Source organism: Citrobacter sp. wls826 (assembly GCF_005281245.1).
Taxonomy (GTDB): Bacteria; Pseudomonadota; Gammaproteobacteria; order Enterobacterales; family Enterobacteriaceae; genus Citrobacter; species Citrobacter braakii.
This window is the reverse complement of record NZ_SZWS01000061.1, coordinates 321,203-333,115: the sequence shown is the minus strand read 5'-3', so window position 1 is coordinate 333,115 and position 11,913 is coordinate 321,203. Positions and strand designations below refer to the sequence as shown.

The window sequence follows — 11,913 nt, the reverse complement described above, 5'->3', positions numbered from 1 at the left end:
GAGCCTCCCTTGCACGTTCACAGATATCTGCGCTTCAGAAAAGTAATACCACTGAGGTGAACGAAACCCTGAGCCGAAATCACATGTTCTCCATAATGCTTAACTGACAAGCATTACTCCGGCCAGGAGGCATTTTCATTTACCGCGTTACTCTTCGCTTTTTTTCTGCTGGCTCAGGCCGTATTCACGCAATTTGTTGGCAATCGCGGTGTGCGAAACGCCGAGGCGCTTGGCCAGTTTGCGCGTGCTGGGATAATTCATATAAAGCTGCGTCAGCACAGAGCGTTCAAAGCGGCTGGTAATTTCATCCAGCGATCCTTCCATCACCTCTTCTCCGACCGCAACCGTTGCCGCATCGTAATCCGGCAGTAAAATATCCTGCGGCCGCAGCTCATAGCCTTCAAGCTGGGTCAGCGCCCGGTAGATGGCATTTTTAAGCTGACGCACGTTGCCCGGCCAACCGTAGCGGGTTAACACCGTGCTGAGATCGGCAGACAACTTCGGACGCGGCACGCCCTGCTCGTCGGCGAAGCGTGCCACAAACAGTTCGGTAAGCGGCATAATATCCTGCGGGCAATCGCGTAGCGGCGGCAGATTTAGCGTCAGTACATTCAGACGATAATAGAGATCTTCACGGAAAAGCCCTTTCTGCACCATTTCCACAAGGTTCTTTTGCGTCGCGCAAATCACGCGGACATCAACATGAACTTCGTGATCTTCTCCCACGCGGCGGAACGTGCCGTCATTGAGAAAACGCAGCAATTTGGTCTGCATACGCGGCGACATTTCACCAATTTCATCTAACAGAACCGAGCCGCCATTCGCCTGCTCAAAGAAGCCTTTTTTGCCTTCCGGGGCATGGCCAAACAACTCACTTTCGACCGCATCTTCAGGAATTGACGCGCAGTTCAGCGCCAGATACGGCTTCGACGCACGCGGGCTTGCCAGGTGGCAGGCATGGGCAAAGAGATCTTTGCCGGTGCCGGTATTACCAGTAATCAGCAGCGGCGCACTTAGTGTCGCCAGCTTACGCGCCTGTTCCACTACGTGTTTCATTTTGGCGCTGACGGCAATAATCTGGCTAAACGCGCTCAGATCCTGCGTAGTCATATTTTGCAGCTGACGCCCCATCCGGATGGTGGAGCGCAGCATGACAACAGCACCAGTCAGCATCTGCTCCTGATTTTCACCCTGCAAATGGACAGGCGTAATCTCCATCAGGAAGTTCTGTCCGTTAATTACGACATGCTCGCTATGAGAATCCTGCGGATTGCTTTCGAGCCAGCGCTGGAAGTTAAACCCATTGATTAACTGGGCGGCGGTATGATTGCGCATCCGATCCTGAGTGTGCGCGAAAAGCTGGCAGCTCGCAGGGTTCGCCATCTCGATTTTGCTTTTCATATCCAGAGAAAGGACCGGTTCTGGTAACGCCTCAAGCAGCGCGCTCAGCGCAAGATGTTCTCGTTCGGAAGGCATCCAGGGCACGGTACGCACATCCGTAACCCCTGAAATACGGCGGATTTCAGCCATCAGACTACTGAAGTTGGTGAACTCCAGTTCCGCAAAATTGAGGTAAATCCGCCCGATGGGGTCAATCTCGATACCGCGTAAATCAATGCTTCTCAGCACCAGTAAATCGAGTAATTCGCGGGTCAGACCAAGTCGGTCTTCACAAAAGACTTCCAAACGCATAGGAACCTTCACCTGGACAAGGGATTATGTATTAAATGATAAGACAGTATTGGGTTTGCAGGAAGAACTCTGTCAACAAATATTGACAGCTCGCTGGAAAATCAGGCGCCAGGACGTAAAGTTAAACGACTGGCGCCCAATTTTTAGCTAACTTTCGCGCGGCGATTTGTTCTTTTGTAAGGTTTCTTTCACCTGACCAATCAGTTGACGGCGAAAATCGCCCAGTCGTGGCTTATCGTCATCGATCCACGGCAGCGGTCGGCAAAGTTCCATGGCTTTAATACCCAGACGCGCCGTTAATAATCCCGCGCCAATACCCTGCGCGGCACGCGTCGATAAGCGAGCGGCTAAATCCTGCGACATCCAGTCCATTCCCACTTCCCGCACCAGCTCACTGGCCCCGGCAAAAGCGATATTTAGTAGCACCAGGCGGAACAAACGCAGGCGGCTGTAATAACCGAGTTCAATGCCATACAGCGATGCGATGCGATTAATCAGCCGCAGGTTTCGCCAGGCAATAAACGCCATATCCACCAATGCCAGCGGACTGACGGCAATCATCAGCGTGGACTCCGCCGCTGAACGGCTAATCTCACGTCGGGCCTGCGCGTCCAGCACCGGCTGCACAAGATGGGCATACAGGCTGACGACTTCGCGATCGTTCTGCGTTTCATGAATTGAGGCATACCAGCGCTGTAGCGCCGGATGGGACTGATCGATACCCGCCTGCTGCGCCAGCTTTTCACAAAATGCACGACCTTTTCCGGTTCCATGGCTGTGGAGCAGATCTCGCGCTTCATCGCGCTCGTGCGCACGCTGGCGCAAACGCCATAGCCGACGCCACTCGGTCGCAACCGATCCGATACCTGCGCCGATAATCAATGCGCCAGCGGCACATCCTCCCAGCGCGACCCAGTCCTGAGTCTGCCAGGCGTTCATAGTCCATTGTACGCCCTGAGCGACAACGCTCGCGCCAAACAGCGCCAACCCGCCCATTACCATTTTGTGCCACAAACTGCGTTTGGGGCGTAGGGCCGCATCAATGACGGCCTCAGCCTGACCTTCGTCTTGCAGAGGTTCATCCACTGTCGCCGGAGAAAAAGTCTGCGCCTCTGTTTCATTGAACATCTGCTGCGCTTTAAACGCCGCGTTTTGTTCCACGTCCAGCGGACCTGAGAAATCGATACGCGGTTTTAACGGCTCGCTCATCGCAATTTATCTCCTATTAAAAACTCCATCGCGGCATCAAGACGAATATGCGGTAAGGGTTTATCGACATCCATAACCTGCGGGCGAAACGCCTCAAACTGAAAGCCCTGGCTGTCCCAGAATGCTTGTCCAGGTAAACGCGCGGGCACTTCCCCCGGATAAACGGTTAATGGTTCACCATCGCTCAGACGATGACCACGCAGCGCCGGGATCTTTTCGCCTTTCACATCGATCAGGCCGCTGGTGGTTGCCTGTACTGATGCCAGTCCCAGACAATCCATGCTGATACCTTCGAACGCAGCGTTTTGCCAGGCGTCCTGGATCAACTGCTGCAATAACGACACCATATTGGCGTGCTGATCGACCGTGACGTGGTCGGCTTTGGTGGCGGCAAACAGCAGTTTGTCGATCACCGGGGAAAACAGCCGACGAAACAGCGTGCGCTGTCCATAATGGAAACTTTGCATCAGTTGGGTGAGTGCCAGACGCATGTCGTTAAACGCCTGTGGCCCGCTGTTGAGCGGTTGCAAACAATCGACCAGCACAATCTGACGGTCAAAGCGCAGGAAGTGATTCTTATAAAATCCCTTCACGACTTTTTCACAGTAATAATTAAACCTGTCGCGCAGCATGCCCGCATTGGTGTGTTTGTCTGCCTGCGCCAGCTTCGATTCCCCCCAGGCATCAACGTCCGGCCACGGGAAGAACTGCAGCGCAGGCGCGCCCGCCATATCTCCGGGCAGAACAAAACGGCCCGGCTGAATAAAATGCAGTCCCTGCTGCTTGCACTGGTGCAGATACTCCGTCCAGGCGGCAGCGATTTCCGCCAGACGGTTTTCATCAGCAGGCGCCAGCGGATCCAACCCCTGGCATAACTGCCGCCATCTTGCCGACCATTCGCCCCGCTGTCCCTGTAATAATCCGGTCATTTGCCGCGACCAGCTGAGATAATCCTGGGCCAGCATCGGTAAATCGAGCAGCCACTCCCCCGGATAATCGACGATTTCCAGGTACAGCGTGGAGGTGTCTTTAAAGTGGCGCAGCAATGAATCATTGGATTTGTAGCGCAGCGCGAGGCGTATTTCACTCACGCCGCGCGTAGGTGTCGGCCAGGTCGGCGGTGAGCCATACAGCTGCGCCAGTCCCTCATCATAGGTAAAGCGCGGAATACCAAAATCGCGTTGTGGAACCCGTTTAACGCCGAGCAGACGCTCTTCGCGCACGCAACTGAGCAACGGCAGACGCGCACCGGCATGAATATTGAGTAACTGGTTTACCATCGCGGTGATAAACGCCGTCTTACCGCTACGGCTAAGTCCGGTGACAGCCAGGCGCAAATGCCGGTCTACGCCGCGATTAACCAGCGAATTGAGTTCATTTTTAAGTCGCTTCATCGCCATCCCGTTTTGCTGAAGGAACTGAAGAAATTATAACAAACAGGAAGTAAAGATAGGGGTCAATTCTTACTTATCAACTACCTGAGCTGTAACAGGCGGCATTATTCTTACCGCCTGGAGCAGAAGGAATGCGGGCGGTTTATTGATTCTCTACTTTAGGAAGCGCTATCTGATTGATGCCACCTTCGTTGGTCACCTGCGTGTAGCCCATTTCCGTCAACATATCCTTCGCCTGCCCCGATTGACGCCCGGAGTTGCAGTACAGCTTCACAGTGTCGGTCTTATCAGGAACTTCAGCAGCGATACGCGCCTTCATCTCTTTTAATGGAATGTTTACCGCCCCCTGAATATGCTGCTGTTGATACTGTTCAGGAACGCGAACATCAATCCAGTGCTCGGCTGCAAAAACCGGCATGCCGATGACCAGTGCCAACGCTAATACGCCTTTTTTGAACATAATATCTTCCTGACTGATAGTTGGATTTAACCAACACACTATACGCCAGTTCTTAAGAAAATATTGCGATCGCATTATCACCCTCTGCACCCGTGGACGACTCTTCCTCTGGTTGCGCATACTGCGGTTAGTTTTTTGATTTTTCTGCCCGCATTCCGATATTGTTGTCATTCGCCAATTAACTCCATAATATGTTCGCCATTGACTCTCGGACGGAGCTTGGGATCTATGTCTCCTACCATTTATGATATTGCACGAGCCGCTGGCGTATCAAAATCCACGGTATCGCGCGTGCTTAATAAGCAAACCAATATCTCGCCGGAAGCGCTTGAAAAAGTGCTGCGTGCTATTGATGAGTTACAGTACCAGCCCAATAAACTTGCTCGCGCACTCACCTCTTCCGGGTTTGATGCAATAATGGTGATATCTACCCGTTCAGCAAAAACAACCGCCGGTAATCCGTTTTTCTCTGAAGTGCTGCATGCTATTACTGCCAAGGCTGAAGAGGTCGGTTTTGATGTCATATTACAGACATCGCGAAGCACTGAAGATGATTTACAAAAATGTGAGAGCAAAATTAAGCAGAAATTGATCAAAGGAATCATTATGCTGAGCTCTCCCGCCGATGAATCTTTTTTTGCGAGGCTGGATAAATACAACGTACCGGTTGTGGTTATTGGAAAGGTTGAAGGCGACTACGCCAATGTCTATTCTGTAGACACAGATAATTATCGCGACAGCATTACGCTAACTGATGCGCTGATTGAGAGTGGACACCGTAATATAGCCTGTTTGCACGCGCCGCTTGATGTTCATGTTTCTATCGATCGCGTTAACGGATATAAAGCCAGCCTTCAGGCGCATAATATTAAAATGCGCGATGAATGGATTGTTGACGGGGGCTATACCCATGAAACAGCCCTGCTCGCTTCACGAAAATTACTGAGTCAGCAGCCGTTACCCGACGCCGTATTTGCCACCGACAGCTTGAAATTAATGAGCTTATATCGCGTGGCGGCTGAGAAAAATATAACCATCCCACAACAACTTGCCGTTGTGGGCTACAGTAATGAGCTGTTGTCTTTTATGCTCACGCCCGTTCCTGGGGGAATTGATGTTCCTACCCAGCAGTTGGGTGAACAAAGCTGTAATTTATTATTTAACCTGATTGCGGGCGAGAAAGGATTACAAAATATCACGGTGAGCACGCAAATATCGCTGGTCGACTCACTGGTGTAAAAACTGGGGCATAAATGCCCCAGTATATTTTAGAATGCGTAGTTCACGCCTATACCAGCATAATGGAATCTGTCGCTTTCGCCTTCGTCGTGATCTTCCCACTCATAGGCATACTCCAGTGACATTGATAAACCATTCTGGAAATCATATGCATACAGTAAACCGAGACGATTGAAATTATGGCCTTCACGTTCCGGATCATCTCGCCAGTCCCAGTTTGACCAGCGATCAAGCCCCAGACGGGTATACGGCGTCAGGGTGGTATTGCCTAAAGACAACGGTAAATATGCACGAATTTCCTGGGTTGAGAACTCACCATTATTGCGCGAATCAGCCAGATTAAAGCCGCGCTCAAGGTAATAGTTGACCGTTAAGCCCACCGTTTCGTTAAACCTGTAATTCAGACCGGTCTCGCTTTCGACACGACTATCGGAGTAGCCAGTAGTATTCAAATCATTAACGAATTGATACATCGACAGCCAACCGCTAAAGCGCAGGTCGTCGGTCAGTTTAACATCCCAGTCCGGCTGAACTTTCCAGCGCTGCATATTAGCGGTGTCGTTTCCTGGTTCATTGACATAGTGATAACCGTAATTACGGAAGCCACCGGTCAAACCGAAATTAACATCCTCACTTTCCAGAAATTGATAGCGGACTTCCAGTTCCGGGCGATCAAACCAGGTACCACGCTTACCATCGCTGTAATCAACCGGTCCTTCCTGATAATAGGCCAGCGATATTTTCCACGGCCCATTAGATGCGTTGAAATAGACGGACGGCTCAGCCAGTCCATCCATATCTTCGCCCTGACCTTCAACGTTTTCTATTTCGTACATAGCACCAATATTAAAGTGCCAGTCATTATTTTCAGCAGCCTGCGCGCAGGCCATTCCTGCGCTCATAATCAGCGCAGTAGCGGACAGTAGGGTTTTCATTATTATTCCTTGTTAAAATACTCGCAAAAATGCCCCAAGGCTTGGGGGGGATTTATCCCCCCGGAATTTTATTGAATAGCCACTTCAGTTTCAGCATCAAAGAAATGGCATTTCGCCATATCAAAATGAATAGTGATATTTTCTCCTGCATGATAATCATTCACTGCCCCAGCACGGACCACCAACTCATGCCCCCCAACAATGGTATAAAGCATAAATTCAGCGCCGGTTAATTCTGCAACGCTAATTTTTGCCGATATACTATTTTCATTATTAAGCTGCGGATGTATATCTTCAGGACGAATTCCCAGAGTGACCGCCTGATGTTCATAACCCTGCGCTTTTAATTGTGCTAATTTATTTTGTGGAATCGTTAATTTCAGTGTTTCAGTAACAAACTTATCACCATCAATCGCGCCACGAATAAAGTTCATGGCCGGTGAACCAATAAATCCGGCGACAAACATGTTTGCCGGGTGGTTATAAACCGTTTTCGGCGCACCAACCTGCTGAACGATGCCATCTTTCATAATCACAATACGCGTCGCCATAGTCATGGCTTCGGTTTGGTCGTGGGTAACATAGATCATGGTGGTATTGAGTTTCTGATGCAGTTTGCTAATTTCAGCCCGCATCTGAACGCGAAGTTTGGCATCGAGATTCGATAAGGGTTCATCCATCAGGAAGACCCCCGCTTCACGTACAATCGCACGCCCCAGCGCCACACGCTGACGCTGACCACCGGATAACGCGCCGGGTTTACGCTGCAGATAATCGCGCAGGCCAAGGATCTGCGCCGCCCAGTTGACGCGCTCCTCAATCACAGCAGGCGCTATTTTCTGCATTTTCAGACCAAACGCCATGTTGTCATAGACGGTCATGTGTGGGTACAACGCGTAGTTCTGAAAAACCATCGCAATGTTGCGTGATTTTGCCGGCACATCGTTCATCCGTTTACCGTCAATCAGCAGATCGCCGCCGCTGATCTCCTCCAGACCGGCGATCATGCGCAACGTAGTTGACTTCCCGCAGCCGGAAGGTCCAACAAAAACAATAAACTCTTTATCTTCAATTTCCAGATTGAAGTCTTTAACGACGTGTACCTGGTTGTCGTAAATTTTTTGAATGTGTTGCAACGAAAGCTGTGCCATGTTGAATCCTTTACTTGTCGTGTTGCCAGAAAGCCGATAAGCACGGCCACGTCAGAAATTCGGTTGCCGGAAGCAGCAAGTCTGCCCCATTCAGCCCTTTACCGATGCCGACAGAAAGCATGCCGCAGGCGTTGATTGCATCAATTCCCGCTTGTGCATCTTCTATGCCAATACATTGTTGCGGGTCAACGCCAAGACCCGCGCAGGCTGCCAGGAAAATTTCCGGATCCGGTTTCGAGCGGGTTATCAATGCCGCATCCGCACAAAAATCAAAGCAAGAGCTAAGATTAAGCGCTTGTAAAATAGCCGGGGCATTGCGCGACACAGAGGCCAACCCTACCGGAATCCGTTCTTCCCGCAACGTCATCAACAGCTCACGTATTCCCGGTAATACCGAGTTAACCGTCAGCTGGCGCAAAGAATGGACATACAGTCTGTTTTTTCTCTCTGCCAATTGTGCGCAGGCCTCGGGAGAAAACGCCCCCGCCTTCCCACCATGGTGCAAAATACGCTGTAGTGATTCGCCGCGACTAATCCCTTTCAGGCTGTCATTAAATGCTTCGTCGATCACAATCCCTATTTCATCGGCTACTTGCCGCCAGGCCAGAAAATGCAGATGCGCGGTATCGGTAATCACACCATCCAAATCAAAAATGATGGCCTGTGGTTTGAGTATCATTCATCGCCCCTTTCTGTGGTAGCGGTCCCATAAATGGGCGAAATAATGGCGTCATTGCGGATTACGGTTTCCCCCTGCACGGAGACCTTTTCACCATTGACCCAAAGGACAATCTGCTCAGTGCTGTTAATACGGATTTCAGCCGCATTAATGATTACCTGCATATCGATGCCCTGCCAGCGCAGCGGGAAAGACAGCGTTTGCCAATGAGCCGGTAAGGCAGGAGCAAGGTGTAACTCCCCGTGGCGAATATTCACGCCAGCAAATCCCTGGATTGCGCCCAGCCAGATGGCGCCCGTTGCCGCTGCATGAATGCCGTCATCGCAGCTATGTGGGTCCTCCCCGAGATCGATAAGCGATCCTTCACGCCAGAACCGATAGCCCTGTGCCGGATCACCGCAACGCGCTGCCACAATCCCGTGGATCGCTTTACTCAACGAGGAGTCATGAATTGTGCGCGGCTCGTAAAAGCGCAGGTTTGCCAGACAGGTTTGCGGGCAAAATTGCTCCGGTAACATGTAGGTCAGCATCACCACATCGGCCTGTTTGAGAATTTGCATCTCATTGACTTCTGCACGGGAGTAATCGAGCAAAATCGTCTGCTTGCCCGCTTTGGCTTTGTACTGTGACAGATCGATAGCCGGTTTGCTCAGGAAGGTATCGTCCTGAGGTAGCACGCCATCGGGCTGAACTTCCGGTCGCCAGAGATGCTGTAAAAAATACTCTGCGCGGTGAATAAACGTCTCATCACCGCAGCCCAACCGACGGGCAAAACCCAGCGCCTGTTCCACGTTGTACCTGGCCATGTAGTTGGTGAACGCGTTGTTGTTCACATGCTCAGTGTATTCATCCGGGCCAATCACATCGTGGATCTCTAAACGATCATTAACCATGACCGCCCTGCTGATCCAGAACTTCGCCGTTTCCAGCAGCAACGTCATTCCCTCACGGGACATGAAGTTTAGATCCCCTGAGGCATGCCAGTAATTGATTACCGCCCAGGCAATATCCGCCACGAGGTGATGTTCAGCCTGCGCGGAGGCCACTTTCTGACGCAGTCCGGTACGGATGTTGATCGCCGCAAATTCAGGCGTTTCCTCATCACCGCTGCGAGCGCTTTCCCAAGGAAAAAGCGCTCCCTGCCAACCGTTACGGCGGGCTTTCTCACGCGCCCCCGACAGATTATGCCAGCGGTAACGCAACAAACTTCTCGCGGTTTTCGGCTCGGTAAAGAGATGAAACGGTAACAGAAAGACCTCGGTATCCCAGAATATGTGGCCTTTATACCCTTCCCCCGTCAGACCTTTGGCCGCAATACTGCTGCGCTCATCGTGGTCAGGAGTCATCACACGCAGATGATAGAGCGCATAGTCCAGCGCTCGCTGATCGCTGGCATCAGTGCTGGTGACCTGAACGCGACGATTTTGCCACCAGGCATGCCAGTTAGCAGCCGACTCAGCAAGCAGAACGTCATAGCCTTGCTGCGCGCACATTTCCAGGTTGCGCAGCGACTGGCGTCCCCAGGTCTCAAGCGACAGGCTGCGTTCGCTCGCCCAGTCTACCCAGCTAATTTTTGTCAGCGTGACGCGCTGTCCGGCTTTCGCCTGCATGCTGTTGTGTTGTAACAGCCGACGTTCTTTCGCGGTGAAGCAGCGCTGCGCTGCACCGTCTACATCGCAATACGTGGTGATAGCGATATCATTGCGGTTGTCCTGGGTGGTGTAAATCCCTTGCATAAGATGCTGGCCAAAGACCCGGACCTGCGTTTCATCCAAATGCTGACGACCATGATTGGTCATCGTGGCGTCAATTCCGGTCGAGATACCAATGCTGGCATCGCCATCCAGTGGCGTGACGACAACTTCCATCGCAAACAGCGGCAGTTTTTGTGCCGAGACAAATCGCCGGCTCTCAATGGCAAAACGCGCTCCGCCAGACGCACGCCAGGTAAGCGCACGGCGTAATTCCCCACTGGCAAAATCCAGTTCACGTTGCCAGCTTTCGATAACGCCGCTGGTGAGCGAGAAAATCTCACCATTGAGTGAAATCTCTACCCCCACCACATCAGGCAGATTAACCAGTTCATTAATCTCGCCTTTCCCTGCCCGGTGATACAGTCCAGCAAGGTACATGCCGCGAGTTTGTAAGGTGTAGGCTTCCTCGTGGCTGGCGCGAATCCCCATATAACCGTTACCGGTCGTCATGAGGGACGCATATTTATTCAGGTTGTGTGGGCAAAAAGCCGGTTCAGTTAGCATTACTGGCCTCGTCATAAGTCTACGTAGGTCCCTGTTTCAGCCGATTGATACAGTGCGGCAACCAGTTGTTGAATAACGACGCCTTGCTCTGCGTCGGCAATAGTGACAGGCTCGCCCTGGACATGATTCACAAAAGCTTCCATGCTGCGATAATGACGATTGTCATCGGCTATTTCGCGCTGAAGCAGTACGTCAAGCGTACCCTCACGATCGGTATAAACCTGGGCCGGGAATAACGTCGCCCCTGCCAGATCGCCGCAGAAATTAACGTTCATAATCGATTGTTCCGGGATATTCAGCGCAAAAGAGGTTTCCAGTCGCAGGATACCGCCGTTATGAAATTCAATCGTCCCGAACAGAGAATCCTCCACGGTATACGTCTCGGGATCCCATTTCCCAAACTGGCCGCTGTTTTTACGCGTGCCAATGCGTTGATAACTGTGTGCGTTAACGCGCTTTACTGCCGGAAACCCCAGCACATACATGGCGGCATCAAGCATATGGATGCCGAGATCAATCAGCGGCCCGCCGCCCTGCAGTTCTTTGTTGGTAAATACCCCCCAGCCGGGCACGCCGCAGCGGCGCAAAGCGCGGACATTGGTGACATAGATTTCACCCAGCACGCCGGCCATCACCTGCTCACGAAGCAGCTGCGTATCCAGTGCGAAACGATGATGAAAATCATAAGCCAGAACTTTCCCCATTCGACGCGCCGTGTTACACATTTCCAGCGCCTCGGCTGGCGTCATCGCCGGAGGTTTCTCACACATCACATGGCATCCGGCGTTCAGCGCCAACATGGTGTGTTCATAATGAAAACGATTGGGTGAACAGATGCTGACGATATCTGGCTTAGCCTCGCGTAGCATCGTCTGAGGATCGTCCCAAACCTGCGG

General features: G+C 51.7%; 9 protein-coding genes and 1 pseudogene. 1 reads left to right on the top strand and 9 read right to left on the bottom strand.

Annotated elements, in window-relative coordinates:
* Nucleotides 1-147 precede the first annotated feature (147 nt).
* The 4 genes from tyrR to pspE all read right to left on the bottom strand — a co-directional run bounded on the left by tyrR (nucleotide 148) and on the right by pspE (nucleotide 4,755).
* Nucleotides 148-1,692, bottom strand: a complete 1,545-nt coding sequence (tyrR, locus tag FDW87_RS19085; RefSeq protein ID WP_016153213.1) for a transcriptional regulator TyrR — start codon at nucleotides 1,690-1,692, stop codon at nucleotides 148-150.
* Nucleotides 1,693-1,839: 147 nt separating this feature from the next.
* Entirely contained in the window at nucleotides 1,840-2,901 is a 1,062-nt protein-coding gene (locus FDW87_RS19080) for a YcjF family protein (protein ID WP_137367070.1), read from the bottom strand.
* Nucleotides 2,898-4,295, bottom strand: a complete 1,398-nt coding sequence (locus FDW87_RS19075; protein ID WP_016153215.1) for a YcjX family protein — start codon at nucleotides 4,293-4,295, stop codon at nucleotides 2,898-2,900. Before FDW87_RS19075 ends, FDW87_RS19080 begins: the two co-directional genes overlap by 4 nt.
* 142 nt (nucleotides 4,296-4,437) lie before the next feature.
* Nucleotides 4,438-4,755, bottom strand: a complete 318-nt coding sequence (gene pspE / locus FDW87_RS19070; RefSeq protein ID WP_049040220.1) for a thiosulfate sulfurtransferase PspE — start codon at nucleotides 4,753-4,755, stop codon at nucleotides 4,438-4,440.
* A 228-nt stretch (nucleotides 4,756-4,983) separates the two neighbouring features.
* On the opposite strand from pspE, the gene FDW87_RS19065 reads away from it, so the two are divergent.
* A complete protein-coding gene (locus tag FDW87_RS19065) occupies nucleotides 4,984-5,994 on the top strand; it encodes a LacI family DNA-binding transcriptional regulator (RefSeq protein ID WP_049269488.1) in 1,011 nt (336 codons plus the stop codon).
* A gap of 29 nt (nucleotides 5,995-6,023) precedes the next feature.
* Here the strand turns inward: FDW87_RS19065 and FDW87_RS19060 are convergent, their stop codons facing one another.
* The 5 genes and pseudogenes from FDW87_RS19060 to FDW87_RS19040 form a co-directional block, all read right to left on the bottom strand.
* Nucleotides 6,024-6,929, bottom strand: a complete 906-nt coding sequence (locus FDW87_RS19060; protein WP_046274545.1) for an OmpG family monomeric porin — start codon at nucleotides 6,927-6,929, stop codon at nucleotides 6,024-6,026.
* A 68-nt stretch (nucleotides 6,930-6,997) separates the two neighbouring features.
* Nucleotides 6,998-8,080, bottom strand: coding sequence for an ABC transporter ATP-binding protein (locus FDW87_RS19055; protein WP_016153219.1), 1,083 nt, complete (start codon nucleotides 8,078-8,080; stop codon nucleotides 6,998-7,000).
* A gap of 10 nt (nucleotides 8,081-8,090) precedes the next feature.
* Nucleotides 8,091-8,759, bottom strand: coding sequence for a beta-phosphoglucomutase (pgmB, locus tag FDW87_RS19050; protein WP_103283782.1), 669 nt, complete (start codon nucleotides 8,757-8,759; stop codon nucleotides 8,091-8,093).
* Nucleotides 8,756-11,032: a glycoside hydrolase family 65 protein gene (locus FDW87_RS19045; protein ID WP_137380043.1), complete on the bottom strand. Its 2,277-nt coding sequence runs from the start codon at nucleotides 11,030-11,032 to the stop codon at nucleotides 8,756-8,758. Before FDW87_RS19045 ends, pgmB begins: the two co-directional genes overlap by 4 nt.
* Nucleotides 11,029-11,913, bottom strand: a pseudogene (locus FDW87_RS19040) (Gfo/Idh/MocA family protein); the annotation flags it as partial. The gene FDW87_RS19045 and the pseudogene FDW87_RS19040, both read right to left, overlap by 4 nt.

Bases quoted from the DNA above. Each gene is read 5' to 3' on its own strand.
- tyrR (WP_016153213.1), bottom strand. From the start codon at position 1,692: ATGCGTTTGGAAGTCTTTTGTGAAGACCGACTTGGTCTGACCCGCGAA.
- FDW87_RS19080 (WP_137367070.1), bottom strand. From the start codon at position 2,901: ATGAGCGAGCCGTTAAAACCGCGTATCGATTTCTCAGGTCCGCTGGAC.
- FDW87_RS19075 (WP_016153215.1), bottom strand. From the start codon at position 4,295: ATGAAGCGACTTAAAAATGAACTCAATTCGCTGGTTAATCGCGGCGTA.
- pspE (WP_049040220.1), bottom strand. From the start codon at position 4,755: ATGTTCAAAAAAGGCGTATTAGCGTTGGCACTGGTCATCGGCATGCCG.
- FDW87_RS19065 (WP_049269488.1), top strand. From the start codon at position 4,984: ATGTCTCCTACCATTTATGATATTGCACGAGCCGCTGGCGTATCAAAA.
- FDW87_RS19060 (WP_046274545.1), bottom strand. From the start codon at position 6,929: ATGAAAACCCTACTGTCCGCTACTGCGCTGATTATGAGCGCAGGAATG.
- FDW87_RS19055 (WP_016153219.1), bottom strand. From the start codon at position 8,080: ATGGCACAGCTTTCGTTGCAACACATTCAAAAAATTTACGACAACCAG.
- pgmB (WP_103283782.1), bottom strand. From the start codon at position 8,759: ATGATACTCAAACCACAGGCCATCATTTTTGATTTGGATGGTGTGATT.
- FDW87_RS19045 (WP_137380043.1), bottom strand. From the start codon at position 11,032: ATGACGAGGCCAGTAATGCTAACTGAACCGGCTTTTTGCCCACACAAC.